Source organism: Fibrella forsythiae (assembly GCF_017353175.1).
GTDB lineage: Bacteria > Bacteroidota > Bacteroidia > Cytophagales > Spirosomataceae > Fibrella > Fibrella forsythiae.
Window position 1 is genome coordinate 395,758 of the sequence record NZ_JAFMYW010000007.1, and the last position, 18,299, is coordinate 414,056.

General features: G+C 53.9%; 17 protein-coding genes. 4 read left to right on the plus strand and 13 right to left on the minus strand.

The window, feature by feature from the left end; translation table 11 throughout:
• Positions 1-22: 22 nt before the first annotated feature.
• Both J2I46_RS22690 and J2I46_RS22695 read left to right on the plus strand, forming a co-directional pair.
• On the plus strand, positions 23-643 hold the full coding sequence (locus tag J2I46_RS22690; RefSeq protein WP_207331347.1) for a hypothetical protein: 621 nt from the start codon (positions 23-25) through the stop codon (positions 641-643).
• 8 nt (positions 644-651) lie between these two features.
• Positions 652-2,640: a heavy metal translocating P-type ATPase gene (locus J2I46_RS22695; protein WP_207331348.1), complete on the plus strand. Its 1,989-nt coding sequence runs from the start codon at positions 652-654 to the stop codon at positions 2,638-2,640.
• 220 nt (positions 2,641-2,860) lie between these two features.
• Here the strand turns inward: J2I46_RS22695 and J2I46_RS22700 are convergent, their stop codons facing one another.
• Complete coding sequence (locus J2I46_RS22700) at positions 2,861-5,182, minus strand: PAS domain-containing hybrid sensor histidine kinase/response regulator (protein WP_207331349.1); 2,322 nt, start codon at positions 5,180-5,182, stop codon at positions 2,861-2,863.
• 272 nt (positions 5,183-5,454) lie between these two features.
• Here J2I46_RS22700 and J2I46_RS22705 point away from each other — a divergent pair, with 272 nt between their 5' ends.
• Positions 5,455-5,943, plus strand: coding sequence for an FKBP-type peptidyl-prolyl cis-trans isomerase (locus J2I46_RS22705; RefSeq protein ID WP_207331350.1), 489 nt, complete (start codon positions 5,455-5,457; stop codon positions 5,941-5,943).
• Here the strand turns inward: J2I46_RS22705 and J2I46_RS22710 are convergent.
• The 8 genes from J2I46_RS22710 to J2I46_RS22745 form a co-directional block, all read right to left on the minus strand.
• Positions 5,926-6,615, minus strand: a complete 690-nt coding sequence (locus tag J2I46_RS22710; RefSeq protein ID WP_207331351.1) for an alpha/beta hydrolase — start codon at positions 6,613-6,615, stop codon at positions 5,926-5,928. The two genes, J2I46_RS22705 and J2I46_RS22710, sit on opposite strands and share 18 nt — an antisense overlap.
• On the minus strand, positions 6,612-7,148 hold the full coding sequence (locus J2I46_RS22715) for a DUF4442 domain-containing protein (RefSeq protein WP_207331352.1): 537 nt from the start codon (positions 7,146-7,148) through the stop codon (positions 6,612-6,614). Before J2I46_RS22715 ends, J2I46_RS22710 begins: the two co-directional genes overlap by 4 nt.
• A 37-nt stretch (positions 7,149-7,185) precedes the next feature.
• Entirely contained in the window at positions 7,186-7,641 is a 456-nt protein-coding gene (locus tag J2I46_RS22720; RefSeq protein ID WP_207331353.1) for a DinB family protein, read from the minus strand.
• Positions 7,642-7,661: 20 nt separating this feature from the next.
• Entirely contained in the window at positions 7,662-8,066 is a 405-nt protein-coding gene (locus J2I46_RS22725) for a MarR family winged helix-turn-helix transcriptional regulator (protein WP_207331354.1), read from the minus strand.
• A gap of 109 nt (positions 8,067-8,175) precedes the next feature.
• Positions 8,176-9,177, minus strand: a complete 1,002-nt coding sequence (locus J2I46_RS22730) for a family 43 glycosylhydrolase (protein ID WP_229379893.1) — start codon at positions 9,175-9,177, stop codon at positions 8,176-8,178.
• A 74-nt stretch (positions 9,178-9,251) separates the two neighbouring features.
• On the minus strand, positions 9,252-9,779 hold the full coding sequence (locus J2I46_RS22735) for an RICIN domain-containing protein (protein WP_207331355.1): 528 nt from the start codon (positions 9,777-9,779) through the stop codon (positions 9,252-9,254).
• Positions 9,780-10,090: 311 nt separating this feature from the next.
• Positions 10,091-10,948, minus strand: coding sequence for a dienelactone hydrolase family protein (locus tag J2I46_RS22740; RefSeq protein ID WP_207331356.1), 858 nt, complete (start codon positions 10,946-10,948; stop codon positions 10,091-10,093).
• Between the two features lie 40 nt (positions 10,949-10,988).
• Positions 10,989-11,948, minus strand: coding sequence for a nitrilase family protein (locus tag J2I46_RS22745; RefSeq protein WP_207331357.1), 960 nt, complete (start codon positions 11,946-11,948; stop codon positions 10,989-10,991).
• Positions 11,949-12,084: 136 nt separating this feature from the next.
• Between J2I46_RS22745 and J2I46_RS22750 the strand changes: the two genes are divergently transcribed.
• Entirely contained in the window at positions 12,085-13,065 is a 981-nt protein-coding gene (locus tag J2I46_RS22750; protein WP_207331358.1) for a DUF1028 domain-containing protein, read from the plus strand.
• A 91-nt stretch (positions 13,066-13,156) separates the two neighbouring features.
• On the opposite strand, the gene J2I46_RS22755 is transcribed toward J2I46_RS22750, so the two are convergent.
• The 4 genes from J2I46_RS22755 to kduI form a co-directional block, all read right to left on the minus strand.
• On the minus strand, positions 13,157-13,930 hold the full coding sequence (locus J2I46_RS22755) for an SDR family NAD(P)-dependent oxidoreductase (protein ID WP_207331359.1): 774 nt from the start codon (positions 13,928-13,930) through the stop codon (positions 13,157-13,159).
• A gap of 257 nt (positions 13,931-14,187) precedes the next feature.
• On the minus strand, positions 14,188-16,068 hold the full coding sequence (locus J2I46_RS22760; RefSeq protein ID WP_207331360.1) for a heparinase II/III domain-containing protein: 1,881 nt from the start codon (positions 16,066-16,068) through the stop codon (positions 14,188-14,190).
• A gap of 127 nt (positions 16,069-16,195) precedes the next feature.
• The gene (locus tag J2I46_RS22765; RefSeq protein WP_207331361.1) at positions 16,196-17,377 is read right to left on the minus strand and encodes a glycoside hydrolase family 88 protein; all 1,182 of its coding nucleotides are present in this window, start codon (positions 17,375-17,377) and stop codon (positions 16,196-16,198) included.
• Positions 17,378-18,229, minus strand: a complete 852-nt coding sequence (kduI, locus tag J2I46_RS22770; RefSeq protein ID WP_207331362.1) for a 5-dehydro-4-deoxy-D-glucuronate isomerase — start codon at positions 18,227-18,229, stop codon at positions 17,378-17,380.
• Between the last annotated feature and the right edge of the window lie 70 nt (positions 18,230-18,299).

Genomic DNA, 18,299 nt, shown 5'->3' on the forward strand with positions numbered 1-18,299 from the left:
AGCGTCGATAAACACGGAACAGATGCTCTGGAACTTACTGATAGGCAGCATTTTACTAGGATCAACCCACGCCGCAATCCCTAACCACTGGCTGCCGGTCGTGCTTATTGGCCGCGCCGAAAACTGGTCGGAACGGGAAACGTTGGGTGTAGTGGTCATAAGCGGCTTTTTCCACACGCTTAGTACAGTGGTGCTGGGGGTGGCTATCGGCGCTATCGGCATGAATGTATCCGAGCAACTGGAAGCGCAGGCCCGGCTGATGGCCTCATCGCTGCTGGTCTTCATGGGTCTCATTTATGTTGCCATGCACAACGCCAACATGCCCCACGAGCACGTACCCAGGGGATTGGCCGGCCGTTCCAAAGCAACCATCATTACTTCCCTGTCAGTGGCGATGCTGTTCTCTCCCTGTCTGGAGATTGAAACCTTCTTCTTCTCCGCTGGAACGCTGGGCTGGCCCGCCATTACCACGCTGGCGATAGCTTATACCACCGTGACCATCGCCTTCATGGCGGGGCTAACTGCCCTGTCGTACCGGGGATTAGCCCGCGTCGACTGGCACTGGCTTGACCGCAACGAAAAACGCATAACCGGAGGCATTTTGATTGGCCTCGGCATTATTACATTTTTTATAGAACTCTAAAACTACGTATGGCACACGAACATGACCATGGCGACGGACACGATCACGGTGACGATGTTGATTTAATTGAAGATGGCACAACGCCAGCCGCCGACGCTGCTCCTGCCAAAAAAGGACCGGAGCAAACCTGGCGTACCTATACGCCCGCTATTAGTAGCCTGGTATTCCTGCTGGGGGGCATTGCACTGGATAGTTACGCTCAAAGCTGGTTCCGCGACCCATGGCGGCTGATTTGGTACATAGTGGCCTATTTCCCCGTTGGCTGGCCGGTGCTGAAGCGGGCGTGGAGCAGTATCCTGAACCGTGACGTGTTCACCGAATTTTTCCTGATGGGCGTAGCGACACTAGGCGCGTTTGGGATTCGGGAATACCCCGAAGGCGTAGCCGTGATGTTATTTTATACCATCGGAGAGTTGTTTCAGGATGCCGCCGTGCTTCGGGCGCGTCGCTCAATCAAAGCCCTACTGGACGTACGACCCGATGAGGTGACCGTTCTCCGAAATGGACAGGCCCAAACCGTTAAAGCGGCTACGGTTGGCGTTGGCGACGTCATCCAGATTAAAGCCGGAGAGAAAGTGGGGCTTGATGGTACCATGCGCTCCGAGTCAGGTACGTTCGATACGGCGGCGTTGACAGGCGAAAGCGTTCCCCGCTCCATTGCCAAAGGAGAGGCGGTGCTGGCAGGTATGATTAACCGGCAGTCGTTGGTCGAGATGGACGTGACTACGCCCTATCAGGACTCTAAACTGTCGCGCATTCTCAAACTCGTGCAGCAGGCTACCGGCCGAAAGGCGCAGACCCAGGAGTTTATTGCCCGTTTCGCCAAAATCTACACTCCGGCGATCTGTGTTCTGGCCCTGCTAGTGACCGTATTGCCTTACTTCTTCGTGGCTGACTACCGCTTTGCCGACTGGCTCTACCGGGGCCTGGTATTCCTGGTCATCGGTTGCCCCTGCGCACTGGTAATCTCCATTCCTCTGGGCTACTTCGGCGGTATTGGGGCTGGGTCGAAACAGGGTATCCTCTTCAAGGGATCCGTCTTTCTGGATCTGATGACTCAGTTGAAGACGGTCGTCATGGACAAGACAGGTACGTTGACCAAAGGCGTATTTAAGGTCCAGGAGGTAAAATCCGTACGCCTCGCCCCCAAAGAACTGGCCCGATTAACGGCGGCGCTGGAAAGTAAATCAACTCACCCCGTCGCTACGGCGATTATCGAGTATGCGGGGAAAGGCTATGAATCGGTTCCGGTTGAAAATGTCGAGGAGATTGCCGGGCACGGGTTGAAAGGTCTTGTTGAGGGGAAAGAGATGCTGGCGGGTAATGCCAAACTGCTCAGGAAGTTCGGGGTCACGTTTGACGAGGCCCTGACAACGATTCCCTACACCATTGTCATGACTGCCATTGACGGGCAATTTGCCGGGTACTTCACCATTGCCGATGAGATAAAAGCAGATGCTGCCGAGGCGGTAAACCGGCTGAAGGCCGACGGTATTCGCACGGTCATGCTGTCGGGTGATAAATCGGCCGTCGTCGAGGTGGTAGCTAAGCAGGTTGGCGTTGACGAATGGCACGGCGATCTGCTGCCCGAAGATAAAGTAGCTCAGGTTGAGCGGCTGAAAGCCGACTTGGCTACTAACCCAAAGGCAAAACTGGCCTTCGTGGGCGACGGCGTCAACGACGCGCCAGTGGTGGCGCTGGCCGATGTAGGAATGGCTATGGGCGGTCTAGGCTCAGATGCCACTATCGAAACTGCCGACGTAATTATCCAGAATGACGAACCAGCAAAAATTGCAATGGCTATTGCAATTGGCCAGGCCACACGCCGAATAGTCTGGCAGAATATCACTCTATCATTGGTTGTCAAGGGAATTGTGCTGATGTTAGGAGCGGGTGGTCTGGCAACGATGTGGGAAGCTGTTTTCGCTGATGTAGGCGTAGCTATGCTGGCCATTCTCAATGCCGTACGGGTACAGAATTTAAAGTTTGACCGATGACCGTTACGCCATTCCTGTCTTGTGTCTCAGCTTTCGTTCGTATTTGGGCACAGTTTGTGCCCTGGCAATACAGAAAAATTACAATTCCTTTATTATCAACCATATAAAGGCTCTTTTTACTTACTTCACGGCAGAGACCATGGCTCGAGCCGCCGATGAATACGCAAATACGCCCCCCGTATACAGATTGTGTGCGGGGGGGTTCGTTTAGTATGTACCATTACTGATTGTCAGGCAGGGTTGATAGTAATTGGGTTAATGCCGCCAGATCCAGTGGCTTAACCAGGTGTGCGTCGAATCCTGCTTCTTTACTGAGCCGCCTGTCTTCATCGAATCCGAAACCCGTCAGAGCGATGATCAGCATCGATTGTCCCCAGGGTTGTCCACGAATCAACCGGCATACCTCGTAGCCGTTGAGATTTGGCATGCCGATATCAAGCACAATGACTTCGGGCCGTTCACATTCAGCAGCAGCAATGCCTTCTCTGCCATCGTTCCTGGTGGTTACCTGATGGCCTTTAACCTTCAATAGCATTGCCAGCGTAGTTGTAGCGTCCGGATTATCGTCAATCACCAAAATACGTCGGCCGGTTATCGGCCGTTCGAGACTGGCACTGCCGCTCTGCCGTGTGGGCACCGGCTCAACCGATAGGGGTAGAAACACCCTGAATTCGCTGCCCTGCTGAGGGCCATTACTATGGGCCTCAACCCGGCCGCCGTGTAAACTGACCAGTTGCCTTACCAGGGTCAGTCCAAGTCCTAACCCACTCTGGCTACGCTCAAGCGATGTATCAGCCTGCACGAACATCTCGAATATTGCCTCTAACTGCTCGGCCGCTATTCCTATTCCCGTATCCCGGACAGACAACAGGGCTTCGGTTTCCAGTCGTTCTACCAACAGCCAGATATGGCCGCCCTGAGGAGTGAACTTAACGGCATTGTTCAGCAGATTACTGATTACCTGCGTCAGGCGAGTAGCGTCTGCCTGGAGATAAACAGGGCTGATTGGTATTGATACGGTAAGCTCACGGTCGCTCTGTTCAAAGAGCATACTGTTTGCGTCTACGGCCTGCCGCACTACCTGATTCAACTCAACCCGTTCTAACCGGAGCCCAAGCTTACGCTGCCCGATACGGCTCACATCAAGCAGATCATCGACCATGCGTACCAACTGGTCTACCTGCCTCGACATCAGCTCTACGGCTGCGCTGACCAACTGCTTCGTCTGGTCTGTCAGCCTCAGTATCTGTAAGGTGTTCCGAATGGGTGCCAGTGGATTGCGCAACTCATGAGCCAGCGTGGCCAGAAATTCACCTTTCCGCCGATCGGCCTCTATTACGGCTGCTTCAGCCTGTTTTCGCTCTGTTATATCAACAAAGGCAAGCACCCCGTAGAGCAACTGTCCGTCGTTATCCAGAACGGGTACACTATTCACGCTGACATAGCCCCACGAACCATCACCCCGCCGAAGTTTCATCTCTACGCCGGTAACCACCTCCCTACTCCGCAACGTGCGGGTCATTGGCAGCTCCGCAACGGTAAAGGGCTCGCCCGTCAGTGGGTTGAAGAGCGGCCACTGCTCATAGGCCTCGATGTGGCGGCTTTTCGGAATTGGTTGGCGGAATATTCGCTCGACCTGTTGATTGATAAAGATCAGTTCGCCAACTGGCCTGGCGATCAGTACCCCAACCGGCATTTCGTTCAGAATAGTAGTTAACCGGTTTTGCTCATCGTCCATCTTCTGACGGGCCAGCACCTGGTCGGTAATTTCAATGCAGACCACGCTCACCCCTGTGATGGCGCTGTCTACCCCATAAAATGGCTCGTAGACGAAATCGATGTAGGTACGTTCCAGTTTTCCCTTACGCTCCAGGATGACCGAAAGCTCTTTGGCCACAAACCGCTTTCCGGTCGTATACACACCCGTCAACAACTCTTCATACCCTTGCTGACGAATTTCGGGGAGCGCGTCGAACAGCGGCTTGTTCAGCACCTGTTCACGCACTCGCCCCCAATATTCCAGCACCCGATCATTGGCCATGGTGATCACAAACTGAGGGCCACTGAATAAGGCCATAGCAACCGGCGCCTGCTCGAACGAAGCAAGCACCTGCCATTGGACTTGTTCGATCTTTTGGTTGGCCGTAACCGTCTGGGTAACATCCTGCACGATGCCACTAAATCGGATGGCCTTCCCCTGCGCATTACGTACTGTTTTTCCTTTGGCTTCTACCCAACGCAGCGTACCGTCGGGGTTCATCGTTCGATAGGTGATGCGGTGCTGCCCCGTGCCATCCGGGCTAAGCGCCTGCCTGTTGGCCTGGTCAACCCAGGCCCGATCGTCGCTGTGAACCCGCGCCAGGAGATCGGTTGCCGTTACCTGAGCATCGGGAGGCAATCCAAAAAATTGTTTACAAAGCGATGACCACTGCGCCTGTCCGGTCTGCAGATCATAGTCCCAGGTACCAACGCCTGCTGCCTCAAGCGCAAATGTTAACCGCTCGTTCTCGGCAGCAATGAACTCTTGCTCCTCACCAGTCATACTAAATTGAATGTTTCTCGGGGGTATACCAGGTAGATGAACCGGGCAACTGTCGACCAAGATGATAAATAATTCATTTAATGAGTATAAGGTTGTTGAACTCCTTGCCGCACGGAAAAATAAACAGGGTTATTTCAGCCGCTCAGCCAGTCGTATCGAGCACGAATGACGGGTGTTCTGACAGTTTTGACCGGGACGGCTGGCAACAAAAACCCGTTTTCTATAGCACTATGATGCCGACCTCCTCCGCGAAAAAGAGTAACTTGCCGTTTATGATACAGCGCGTAAAAAAGAGTTCAATTGCCTTTCTGGCCCTTATCTGGCTCAGTAGCAGTTGCCAAACGGGCGATCAGAGGCCCTGCGATACTGCAGCGGTTACGATCAAAGCACCCGAAGCCGAACTGGCCACCCTCAAACAATACATCAGCTCAAATCACATCAGCGCCACTGCCGATCCGCGTGGGTTTTATTATTCAGTGAAGGCGCCCGGTTCGGGAACGAAGCCAACAGTTTGTTCAACGGTGACGGTCAATTATAAAGGAGCGCTCACCAACGGAACCAGCTTTGATAGTGGTAACGATGTCAGCTTCGGCCTGAATCAGCTTATTGTTGGCTGGCAGGAAGGAATTCCGCTCATTGCGCCGGGGGGTAGTATTACGCTTTATTTACCACCCAGCCTGGCCTACGGCGATCAGGAACAGGCCGGTATCCCCGCCAATTCAATTCTGGTTTTTCAGATCGACTTAGTGTCGGTCAACTAACGTTTTCAATACGTCCCGGTTCACAACGTGCCTGCCGTGAAAAGGAATCAACTCCAGTTGTGGGACATCGGTCTTTAGCCGATTTAGGTACTGCCCGATGTCGCTCAACTGGCTGATGTACTCATCCTGATCGCCATACACGTAAGCCACCGGCAGATCAATGATTGTTTTCGGGCTCAGAATGTCGCTCAGGCCGTTGGGGAAATAGCCTGCCCAGAGAATTAATCGATCGGCACGAATCTGCCTGCTGTTATCGAGCCAGCGACAGACGGTTGACGCCCCCTGTGAAAAGCCCATCAGCGTTACTTCCAGCCCATCAAGCGAGTGTTCGCCGAGAACCGAAGCCAGTACCTGATCGAGGTACGCTACGTAATCGATCACTTCGTTGTCGCGATCCTCGCGGGTGAGCCACGAAGCCCCTACTTTCCCGGATTGCTGGTCAGTGTAGAGCCGCGATAGCCCCTCAGGGGCCACAATCAGCGTTTCGTTATTGGCTACTACGTCGAACCGACGGATGAAGTACTGAGCCAGCTGACCATAGCCATGCAGGACAAACCAAATCCGGCGCGTCTGCTTCGACAACGTACCCGGCCGGTCCGACGTCTCGGCAGATGCGCCCAGTGTGTAGTAGCGAGCCGTTCGCTGAACCGTTACCCGATGTTCTGTGATCATGCTTTCCGATCAAACCGCGACGACTGGCGATCCTGCTTTTTCAGTTCGTAATGTTGTTTATCGGCCACGTAGAGCGTCCGTTCGATCTGCGCGTGCACAACCCCATTGGCATCGACCCATTCCAGTGGCAACACGCGTTCAGTCTGGCCATGGGCAGCCACATCGGCCCGGATTCCGTCGATCAGATCTTCAGTGAGGACGTACCTGGCATAGAGGGTTGTACGGCCGGGCTTCCGGAAACGGATGCTGGCTGCTTTATCCCACACCACAAAATCGCGACCCAGCACATGATATAGCATCAGCATGTAGAACGGGTCAGAGGCCGAAAACAGGCTGCCGCCAAAAATTGTCCCGACGTAGTTATAGCTCCAGATGTTCCGGCGTAGGCGTAGGTGCACCTCCCGCCAGTCTCCCGACCAGAACAGGATTTTCCCACCGGTGCCGAAATACATCGGATACCAGTTCATGAACGTTCTGAATCGCCAGGTTTTGCCAGACTCCGTTCGGGTGGTTTGCAGGAAAGCCGGTTTCATACGGGTAGAAACGTTGAGAAAGAATTAAAATATATGATCAAGCGTGGAGCTTTCCTTTCTTGATCGCCTGTGAAATTTGGCCGCAGTGATATGAATTGTGGTGCATCAGGAATTGGAGCACACCCATCCGCGGAATCTCGCCAAACGGTGTCGCCACAATTTCTGTCCATTGCTCGTCCGACGTCTGCTTAATCTGTTCGGCGATCAGGGCAAAACCGCTGTTGAGAACCTGCATCACCACCGACAGGTCAAGCATCCGCCCATCATCTGTAACGCCGCCCATGGCTTGCGCTTCCAGACTAGAGTCGTAATTGAAGATCATTTTGGCAAAGCGGTGAATGGCTTCGCCCGTGTGTAAGGCAATAAAGGCAGCCGAAGCCGTTTCGGGCGTCAGTCGAAACCGGGCCGATTCGTCGGTCATCTTGCTGATCGGCCCCATGATCGTGAGCTGGTTGACGCTCCACTGCCGGGCCATAATATCCTGAATAGTCATTGAAAAAAGGGTTTAGTAAGTTAGTGGGGTAATTGACGAATAGCCTCCGACAGTGAGGCTAATCCGCTAAGCGCTTCAGAGCCGAGTTGCTCACGTACCTGCGTGTTCAGCGCTTTCCAGATCTTGTGACAGCGTTTTGCCAGCAGGCGCCCTTCTTCGGTGAGATACAGGCCCTGCCGGATGTTATCGGTCAGCCAGCCGTTGCGTTGAAGCAACTGCAAATCCCGACTCAGCGCCGACTTTTCAATCTGCAACTGCTGCGATAAGGTCGTCTGCCGAACACCGGGTTGGGCAAACATATACATGAGCAGGCTAGCCTGCGCAAACGTGACCCCCTCCCCCACAAAAGCATCATTGTAAAGGCTGGTAACCACCCGCGCCAGCCGACGTACCTGGCCTGCTACACAAACGTTTATGTCTGTCATGAAGCAAAAGTAAGCCCTAAAGTTGCATATGCAACTTTAGGGCTAATAAAAAAGCCGCGCTGGGTCAACGTGGCTTCCATACTTCGTCAGCAAGCAACCAATCCGCTAGTCAGTTGCTCAGCTCAGGATTACTCTTCTTCCACTTAACCTCCTGGTTCGACAGAAACCAGGTTTTGCCTTTGTCGTTATTGCCCTGATAAAACAGGTACGTCTTACCGGTGGGTGCCGTAAAAATGTGTGGATGGCCCGACTCGCTGCTGTTCCAGCTTCCGGGGGCTCCGTTGTGCAGAAAAGGCTCGGTCTGGGTACGTTCCCAATGCAGGCCGTCTTTACTGCTGGCCACGCCGATCTGCTGTGGCCAGTTATTGTAAGCACCGGCATAAAACATCACCAGTTCATTTCCGCGTTGAATAACCGATGCACCTTCAATGCACTCGCCTTCCCACGGCAATTCCGGTTTCAGGATTGGCCCATCCGTCGACAGTAATGTCCAGTCTTTACGATCAAAATTGGTCGTTGCGGGTGCCGCAGCAACGCCTAGCTGCTGAATTTTGAAGGCAGGGTCCCGCGTGGCGAAATAGAGAAAGTAGCGGTCCTTAAACAGAATCACCTCTGCGTCAATGGCCCGACCACACGACCAGTCGCTGAGGACTGGCTTGAAAATCGGGTTAGTCGGATTACGGTCGAAATGAACACCGTCGGTCGACACGGCATGACAGATCGCGTCGTTACGACCGTTGCCATAGGTTTGGTAGAAGAGGTTCACCTTCCCATCACGGACCAGGGCACCCGGCGCGCACAATCCTTTTCGTTCATAGTCGGCAGCAGGGGCTATTTCGGCCAGTTTCTGCCAGGTTGTCAAGTCCCGGCTTTCGGCCACGCCAATCCCCCACCGATCAGCTCCGGTCGAATCTTTGCTCACCGGCACCGAATAATAGAGCAGGTATCGGTTTTTGAACCAGACAACGTGCGGGTCTTTAGCGTAGCCTCCCGGCCGGTGGTCTATATCGCCAAACATCATTTTTGGCTTTGTAGACTGAGCCTGAGCCGGCTTGACCAATGCACCAACCAGCACTAAAGCAACGACTACACCCTCAACTAGCTTTCTCATAATTAATCAATTACCAAATCGACGCACTTACAAGATCTCATCTTATTCTAAGCCTGATGAAGCATGAAGGCTGTTTACGAGGTTGGATGCTGTTCGTAAATGGTCCAGTGCTGAAGCTGTCCGGTCTGTTTACCCGTCAGGATAACCCGCGAATTGGTCGACCCTTTTTCGTCGGCCGGCGTGATATAAAGCTGCGTTCCTTTGAGCCGGATCAGGTACGTATTGGCTGCAACGGGAATAAACTCCCACTCCTGCTTGGCACCAACAGCTGACAGTGGTCGCTGTTCCAGGGCCACACCTGCCTTCAGATCGGCCTCGACGGGCTGGAGTGTTTTGCTGGTAAAAAGGTTTTTCAGTTTGTAGCTGCTACTGCCATCGACCACGGATGTCTGCTGGAAATCCCAGGTCATGCACTTCCAGTTTACCGGGTTATAGAGCACAATGGGCGTCCCGTCTTTCCGGTTCGCATCTTCTACCCGGAGCAACATCCCCGTCTGCACATTTTTGATGGCGTATGTGCCTTTAATTGCCTGAGCAAACAAAGTCGTTTGATTTAGCAGTGCATAAAGCAAACAGAGACCAAGAAGCAAGTGCTTTCTCATTGCAGCGAGTGTTTTGCAGTGAATTTGTTGAAAATTGCTGACGCTGGGCTTCGCGCGCTAGGTTGCTGTCGAAGGGCCTAAAGCGCGAAGCAATGTTAGAAGGTTTTCTGTTTTATGGCAAAGCCCTCTCAGTTAGACAAACCCAGATTAGGTCATAACTATCCCTACAACAGCCCAGCAATCCTTTTCAGGCGCGTACGCAGGCATAGTTAGGTGAGCTTCTCCGACACGATGAACAGGCTTTTCAGGATTGTTACTTCACGCGTAAAAAGGGATCAGCGCAGAATAAATCCTGAAGAGCCTGTTTAAAACTACACCAGCTTTTCTTTCAGGAATTTCGTGGTACGTTCCCAAGCTAGTTTTGCGGCGGCTTCGTTGTATCGGGTTGGGGCCGTATCGTTGTTGAATGCGTGCTGTGCGCCTTCATACACATACAATTCATAGGGTACCTTAGCCGCTTTCAGGGCTGCTTCGTAAGCTGGAATACCAGCGTTTATGCGCTCGTCGAGGCCACCGTAGTGGAGTTGCACGGCCGCTTTGATCTTGGGTACGTCGGCCGCTTCAGGCTGGCGACCGTAGAACGGTACGGCCGCTTTCAGGTCTGGCGAGTACACGGCTAGTTGATTGGCCATGGCACCGCCCCAGCAGAACCCAACACAGCCAACTTTGCCTGTACTGTCGGGCCGGGTTTTCATGTACTCGACCCCTTTGACAAAGTTGTTGCGCGTCACTGTCGCGTCGAGCTTACCGAATAACTCCCGCATCTGGGTTTCGTCAGTTGGTGTGCCGCCAGCTCCCGACAGGGCATCAGGGGCCATGGCTACAAACCCGGCCAGCGCCATGCGACGAGTAATGTCTTCGATGTGTGGGTTCAGCCCACGGTTTTCGTGAATCACCACCACGGCAGGGTACTTGCCAGCCGCCGCCGGACGAGCCAGATACCCTTTCATCGTAATGCCATCACCCGGGTACGTGATCGACTCCGTTTTGATCCGGTCGTCGTTATGAGGAACGGTAGCTGCCTGCGCGTAATTCACTTCCAGCAAGGGCAGAACAGATAGGGCGGCCGCCATGCTGCCCGTTAGTTTGGCCAGTCGTTTCAGGAAATCGTCGCGTTTGAGCGGCTTATGCGTGTACTCGTCGAACAGGTTTATAATGCGCTGATCCATGCTTGGTTTTTAGCTAGTTAGTGTTGATTGGAAAGATAGGTTACGAAGTTGCGTCGTTGGTAAGCCAGACTACTTTTTGCTCTGATTGATGGGGTTGCCCCAGTACATCGGCATACAACTCAGGGCGGCGGGCCTTGCGGTAGCGGTAGCCGCCCGCCTGCTGTAGCTTTTCGGGCGTACAGGTGGCCGTTACGACCTCATTGCCTAATTGCCGGCACTCGGCCAGGATATCGCCGAACGGATCCAGAATCATGGAGCAGCCGTTTTTAAGCTGGTCTTCGTCCATACCAATCGGATTGGAGAAGACGACGTAGATACCATTGTCATAGGCACGGGCGGGTAACCATTTCATGAGCCAGGCGCGTCCTTTCAGCCCGTCGAACTCGAGCCGAAGCGACGTTGGATCTGCCTCCCGATTAGCCCACAAGGCTGGATCAGCGAAGCCAGCGCCGGGCCGGGTTGATGGCGTCATCATGGTCACGTGCGGCATAAAAATGATGTCGGCCCCCAGCAAGGCTGTGGCCCGCACGTTCTCCACGATGTTGTTGTCATAGCAGATAAGAATACCGCATGTCCAGCCAAACAGGTCGAAGATGACGTATTCGTTGCCAGGCAGAATATGCGGATTGATAAACGGATGCAGCTTGCGGTACTTAGCCACCAGCCCGTTTTTATCAACGCACACGTACGCTTTGAAGAGTTGATCGTCGTGGTCTTTCTCGAACAGACCAGCCAATATGACAATGTCATGTTCCTCGGCAATCTGCCGAAGCGATTCGATGCTTTCTCCCGCCGGAATAAACTCGGCCACCGCCAGCATCTGCTCTTTCGAGAGGTGCCGGGCGAAGGTGTAACCCGTAATGGAACATTCGTGAAAGGCAACAACCTGTGCTCCCTGCCGGGCGGCTTCGCCCGCCAGTTGCCGGATAATTGCCAGATTCGCGGCCTTGTCGCCACTGGCATTTTCAAACTGGGCAGTCGCAATTTTCAGGTTCTGCATAAGCCGGTCTAACGTAGGTGGTTTAGCACTCGAACGCAAAAGAGGGAAACAAGAGCAGGTTACCGTGCAGGGGGACAAAAAAGCCGGTTAACCAGTCTGTTTCGCTTATTTTTGACCAAAGCAATCAACCAAAACGATGCGTAAACTTTTCCTTCTCTTCATCAGCCTGCCTTTATTTGCCACCGCCCAACACACGCTGAAGGGCGATCCATTTGCCCACACATTTTCCATCGTAGCCCGAGACGAAAAGACGGGTGATCTGGCCGTTGGCGTTCAGAGCCACTGGTTTTCGGTAGGTACGTCGGTTTCCTGGGGCGAGGCTGGTGTGGGCGTAGTCGCCACCCAATCGTTCACCAATAAATCGTTCGGGATACGGGGGCTTCAACTGCTCAAATCGGGCAAGACGGCCCAGGAAGCGTTGGATGAATTACTCCGCACCGACGAAGGCCGCGAGGTACGGCAGGTAGCCATTGCCGACGCCAAAGGCAACGTGGCCGTGCATACCGGCACCAAATGCATCGACTTTGCCGGGCATAAAAAAGGCAAGAACTTTTCGGTGCAGGCCAACATGATGCTTACCAACACCGTACCCAACGCAATGGCCGAAGCGTTTGAAAAAAACGGTGCCTTGCCCCTTCCCGAACGGGTATTGAGCGCCCTGAACGCTGCCCAGGCTGCCGGTGGCGACATTCGTGGTCGGCAATCGGCAGTGCTTCTGGTGGTGAAAGGCAAAGCAACGGATGAACCCTGGAACGACAATCACCTTGTAGACTTGCGGGTAGACGACGCGGAACAGCCGCTGACGGAGATGGGGCGTCTGTTACGTACTCAGCGCGCGTATGAGTTCATGAATAACGGCGATCTGGCCACGGAGAAAAACGACATGAAAGCCGCAATGGAAGCCTACGGTGCGGCCATGAAGCTCTTCCCAAAAAACCTGGAAATGCAATACTGGACCGCCATTGCGCTCGCCAACACCAAGCAGGTCCCTAAAGCAGCCACCATGCTTCGCGGCATTTACGCTAAAGACCAGAACTGGCGCGAACTCACGCGCCGATTACCCAAGGTTGGTTTATTAACGGTGTCAGCTGCCGAGTTGGCGCAATTGATCAAATAAGTTTACCGTTTGCTGTTGCGCTGCTAAGGCTAAATTACCTTCCCAAGCAGCGCAACAGAAAACGGTAAACAGCAAACGGTAAACTAAAAACCTACCGCCCCATCCAGCCACCGTCGACGGTGAGGATGGTGCCGTGAACGTAATTGGCGGCTTCTGATGCCAGGAATACGACCGGGCCTTTAAAATCGTCGGGTTCACCCCAACGGGCGGCCGGAATACGACCGAGTATCGATGCACTGCGGGCAGCGTCGGCGCGGAGGGCTTCGGTGTTATCAGTTGAGATATAGCCGGGGGCGATGGCATTCACGTTGACGCCTTTCGATGCCCATTCGTTGGCGAATGCTTTCACCAGGCTACCGATCGCGCCTTTGCTGGCAGCATAGCCAGGTACGTTGATCCCACCTTGAAAGGTCAGCAGAGATGCCGTGAAAATGACTTTGCCACTCCCTTGCTCAATCATCCGTTTGCCTATTTCGCGGGTCAGAATGAACTGGGCATTTTGATTTACCTCAATCACTTCGTCCCAGTAGGCATCAGTATGCTCAGCGGCGGGTTGGCGCAGGATTGTACCTGCATTGTTCACCAGAATATCGATGACGGGATGGTCGGCTTTTACTTTTTCGATAAAGTCGTACAGCGACGTGCGCTGCCCGAAATTAGCCTGATAGGCACAGAAACGACGACCCAGCGCTTCAACAGCCTGGCCCACGGCGCTGCCTTCAGCGGCCAGATTCGCCGACACGCCAATGATGTCGGCTCCTGCTTCGGCCAGCGCCTCGGCCATGGCTTTGCCGATACCCCGATTGCAACCCGTTACTAAAGCAACCTTACCGGCTAATGAAAATGAGTGAAGTACGTTGGTCATTGTGGAGGAAAGAGATTTTGTGTAGCGTTTAGATCAATACTGTTTGAGGGTGTGTTTGCTGCGTTAAGGCTTGTTGCTTCGCGCTTGTGGCCCTTCGACCGCAGCGGCGGACCGTTCCGCTCAGGGTGACAGGAAACTCAAGAATGTGAATGATAAACTTGTGTGAGGCTGTCACCCTGAGCCTGTCGGGGACGCCTAGTCGAAGGGCCACAAGCGCGAAGCAGTGATTACATGTCAACAACATTCAGACACACCGCTTACTTCGGCCATTGCGCTAACGGTAAAACAGGTAACGAGCCCGAATTGCCCGCTTTTTCAGGAAGCAATAGCACGGTGAGCGCTGATTTTGAACCGGCGGGTAGCGTGACCTCGAAGCCAACTAAGGTTATTCCCGTGTTCGGATTTTCGAAATTACGCGAGGGTGTCGTTGGCCATGTTTTCATAATCACTTTAGCCGGTGCCTGCACCTGCAGCGTAAGCTTCTTGCCATTCTTTGTCAGTTCAGCCCGATTCTCGCCGGTGATGGTTACCGTGGCAGGCGTAGCCATTGTCCAGCGTACGGTGGTCTCTTTGGGCAACGTTTCCAGCTCGTCGCGTACCAGCACGTACGACTTATCCACGATGGCAACACCCCGATTCGCTTTGACGACCTGCTCACTGTAGATGGGCGTCAGATCGGTGGTTACGTTCATAAAGTCTGGTTTAGCCGACGACGACGTGATTTGTGAATGACCCTTTACTTGCTGGAGCTGCCCATTGATGGTCAGCGTATTGTGCGCGAAGTTATTGTACCGAAATACCGTCCACCGCTCCGAATCCTGCGTCATTCCCCACAGCTTGATGCCGTTCGTTTCCAGCGGATTGTATTCTTCCATGCCCAAATCCATCGCCCAGCGAACGCCATCGGCATCCATGACGAACGAGCCAACGTCCATGTGGCCGTGGTTGACGCTTGGCGATCCGGTTTTAACGCCAACATAGATTGCCGATGGGTCTGACCACGACGAGCGCATCATGGCTACCGGATTGGTACCGCTCCCCACCCAGACGTTCGACGCAGGTACGTTGATCTTGTCGAGTTTGAGGCCCGCGCTCCAGAGCATAACGGCCGGAATCAGTCGGTTCCTGACGTGCTTTGTGGCTGGCACTTGCTGTAGTTGGCGACGTTCTTCAAGCAACAGCGACGGGTCATGCAGCTTATTGGCAAACCAGAACATGGCGGGCTGCAACTCGCTACCCCCACCCGAATCAGAATAGTTGAACGGTGTGCCGGTTGGGCCCGTCATGTTCTCCATGAACGATGCCGTTTTCATAAAGCCGGGAGCCTCCGACAAACCAAAATCTTGGCCAAATGCTTTTTCGAGGGCGCTGATCAGCAGCACGTTGAAGCTGGTTCCATATCCCCAGTAGCCGTAACCTTCCTGATACGCTCCCGTCGGTTTATAATCACCCATCGGCAGCTTCACGGTTGTGATAGCGCGGTTAATTATGGTACGGGCCAGGTCAGGCTGGTCTTCGTAGATAGCCAGCGCACCATACGCCATACCGGCATTGCACACCTGATTCCAATTGTGGGTGGCCTTGAGCCAGCTGGTGTTCTTCGGGTCGAGCGACGGTTCGATGCCTTTTTTCAGTATCGCCTCGCGAATCGTGGCCTTTGCTTGATCCGACAAGCCGCTGTATAGCCAGTCGTAACCAATCGCCACCGCCAGGGTCATCTCAGCCACGTCGAGGAAGTGCGACGGGTTCCAGTCGGTGAAGGTCGAAGCGGCCAACATCTCTTGCTCACCCCGTTTCAGGTACGTTGGCCGCTGGGTTAGTCGCCAGGCGTACGAGAGAATAAAAATGCGACGAAGCGACTCACGCGATACGCTTAATAACCGTCGACCGATCAAGGTCCGTTCGGGCAATGGCGCATTCAGCAATGCGTCAGCTTCTGCCAGAATGGCCTGATGCATTTTAGCCCAGGTCGGATCGGCGTTGATCGTTTTCTGAATCGTCTGCTCCTCCCCTTTCAACAGCAATATCCGCGGATGATCGGGTACTTTTGTCGCCGCGCCCAATGGGGTATCCTGACTAAAAGCAGAGAGGCTGCTCAGTAACGTAATCAGTAGGAGATACAGCCGATTCAGGTTCATAACGAGGTTGGTTTGGTTTTGGAAGGAGCAAGTGTGTTGCTTCGCGCATAGAAGGCTTCGGGCGCTAGGTTGCTGTCGCCTTGCCCTTCGACAGCAACCTAGCGCCCGAAGCACTACAGGATTACCACTACCCCCGTTTCTTATTCAGCGCATCGTAGCGCAGCAGGGCTTCGAGGTAGTAATAATCAGCGTAAACGAGCGGCACGTCGACTTCGCTTTTGGCGGGCTTATGGCCTACACAATGCTTGATAATGAAGTGATTGTTCTCGCCAGGGTTTGCCCGGTACGTTGGGCTCGACAGGCTTTGTAGCATCTGCTCGGCCGCCTGCATATAGGTTTTAGCCGAAGGGCCGCCATACGTACCGAGTTCAAGCAGCGCCGAAGCGGTGATGGCTGCGGCTGAGGCATCGCGTTCTTCGGTCGGAATACCCGGTGCATTGAAATCCCAGTACGGCACTTTGTCGGCAGGCAGGTTCGGGTGATTTAGATAAAAGTCGGCGATGCGGCGAGCCTGATCGAGGTACTTCTTGTCTTTTGTTTCCCGATACATGACCGTGTAGCCGTACAATCCCCAAGCCTGTCCTCGTGCCCATGCCGATTCATCGGCGTACCCCTGCGCTGTTTTTTTGGCGGCGACGGTTCCGTCCGGATTGTAACAGACCACGTGGAAGCTACTGCCGTCGGGGCGGTAGTGGTTTTTCAGGGTATTGTCAGCGTGGATGATAGCGATCTCCCGCAGCCGTTTATCACCGCCGTTCTTGGCCGCCCAGAACAGCAGTTCCAGGTTCATCATGTTATCGATGATCACGGGATAGTTATACGTCTGAAACTTATTCCACGACTTGATCAGCCCCACTTTCGGATCGAAACGGGTTGCCAGTGACTTGGCTGCGGTAAGCATAACGGGCTTGTACGATTCGTTTTTCGTGAGCCGATAGCCATTGCCGAACGGGCAGTAGATCATGAAGCCCAGATCGTGCGTCCCGGTATTATACTGCTCTTTTTTGACGGCAGCTGTCCAGAGTTCAGCCGCCTTTTTCCAACGCGCATCACCAGCTTCCTGAAACAGGTACCAAAGCGAACCGCCGAAAAATCCGCTGCACCACCAGTCTGATTTCATATCGCGCGGTGTGCCATCTGGATTCGTCGACTGCGGGAATCGGGTGGTATCGGGGTGCGCTTTCAGCATGCCGTCGTACTGTCTGGCAGCCACGGCGAAAGCGCCTTTCACATCAATGGGAGCTTGTGTCTGCGCCGACGCCAGCCGGGTTAGACACAAAAGAGCAATCAAGGTTGTAGAACGGATCATTTATCGAAGGGTAGAAATAGGTGCAAAATCCATGTCGGCAAAGTCGAGGTTTTCGCCCGCCATACCCCAGATGAACGAGTACGAAGCGGTACCAGCACCCGAGTGAATCGACCAGGGCGGCGACAAAATGGCCTGATGATTTGCCACAACGATATGCCGGGTTTGGTCGGGTGGTCCCATCAGGTGAAAAACACGATGGTCGGCAGGTACGTCGAAGTACAGGTACGTTTCCATGCGGCGGTCGTGCACGTGGGCGGGCATTGTGTTCCAGATACTGCCCGATTCCAGTACCGTCAGCCCCATCACTAGCTGGCAGCTCGCCAGCCCGGCCGCGTGGATGTATTTGTAGATGGTGCGTTCATTGGCCGTTTCGCGGGCACCCAGACGGGTTGGATTGGCCTCTTCTTTAGCCAGTTTGGCGGTCGGATGCACCGCGTGGGCAGGAGCCGACATCAGGAAGAAGCGGGCAGGGTCAGCGGCTTCGGCGCTCTGAAAAGACACGTCCTGACATCCTTTCCCCACATAGAGGCCATCCAGTTTATTAAGCGAATGAACTGTACCATCAACTGTAACCGAGCCGCTGCCCCCCACGTTGATGATACCCAGCTCACGCCGTTCCAGAAAGTAGGTCGACTTCAGGTTATCGTAGGTGGGCAGTGTAACCGACTCTGTTGTTGGCAGGGCTCCACCCACAATCACCCGGTCGTAGTGGGTGTACACAGCCTGTATGGTGTTGGCCTCAAACAGCGATTCGATCAAAAAATCAGCACGCAGGCTTTCAGTAGTCGAGTGTTTTAGTTCGTTCAGGCCAATGGCGTGACGAATAGGTAGCGAAGCGATGGGTAAGCTCATTGGTAGGTTGCGCTGTTTCCAGGAAAAGTTAAATTATCAAGTTCATCTACTTCTACTTTGGTCAAGAATT

Coding starts and splice junctions, on each gene's coding strand:
- J2I46_RS22690 (WP_207331347.1), top strand. CDS start 23: ATGCTCTGGAACTTACTGATAGGCAGCATTTTACTAGGATCAACCCAC.
- J2I46_RS22695 (WP_207331348.1), top strand. CDS start 652: ATGGCACACGAACATGACCATGGCGACGGACACGATCACGGTGACGAT.
- J2I46_RS22700 (WP_207331349.1), bottom strand. CDS start 5,182: ATGACTGGTGAGGAGCAAGAGTTCATTGCTGCCGAGAACGAGCGGTTA.
- J2I46_RS22705 (WP_207331350.1), top strand. CDS start 5,455: ATGATACAGCGCGTAAAAAAGAGTTCAATTGCCTTTCTGGCCCTTATC.
- J2I46_RS22710 (WP_207331351.1), bottom strand. CDS start 6,615: ATGATCACAGAACATCGGGTAACGGTTCAGCGAACGGCTCGCTACTAC.
- J2I46_RS22715 (WP_207331352.1), bottom strand. CDS start 7,148: ATGAAACCGGCTTTCCTGCAAACCACCCGAACGGAGTCTGGCAAAACC.
- J2I46_RS22720 (WP_207331353.1), bottom strand. CDS start 7,641: ATGACTATTCAGGATATTATGGCCCGGCAGTGGAGCGTCAACCAGCTC.
- J2I46_RS22725 (WP_207331354.1), bottom strand. CDS start 8,066: ATGACAGACATAAACGTTTGTGTAGCAGGCCAGGTACGTCGGCTGGCG.
- J2I46_RS22730 (WP_229379893.1), bottom strand. CDS start 9,177: ATGAGAAAGCTAGTTGAGGGTGTAGTCGTTGCTTTAGTGCTGGTTGGT.
- J2I46_RS22735 (WP_207331355.1), bottom strand. CDS start 9,779: ATGAGAAAGCACTTGCTTCTTGGTCTCTGTTTGCTTTATGCACTGCTA.
- J2I46_RS22740 (WP_207331356.1), bottom strand. CDS start 10,948: ATGGATCAGCGCATTATAAACCTGTTCGACGAGTACACGCATAAGCCG.
- J2I46_RS22745 (WP_207331357.1), bottom strand. CDS start 11,948: ATGCAGAACCTGAAAATTGCGACTGCCCAGTTTGAAAATGCCAGTGGC.
- J2I46_RS22750 (WP_207331358.1), top strand. CDS start 12,085: ATGCGTAAACTTTTCCTTCTCTTCATCAGCCTGCCTTTATTTGCCACC.
- J2I46_RS22755 (WP_207331359.1), bottom strand. CDS start 13,930: ATGACCAACGTACTTCACTCATTTTCATTAGCCGGTAAGGTTGCTTTA.
- J2I46_RS22760 (WP_207331360.1), bottom strand. CDS start 16,068: ATGAACCTGAATCGGCTGTATCTCCTACTGATTACGTTACTGAGCAGC.
- J2I46_RS22765 (WP_207331361.1), bottom strand. CDS start 17,377: ATGATCCGTTCTACAACCTTGATTGCTCTTTTGTGTCTAACCCGGCTG.
- kduI (WP_207331362.1), bottom strand. CDS start 18,229: ATGAGCTTACCCATCGCTTCGCTACCTATTCGTCACGCCATTGGCCTG.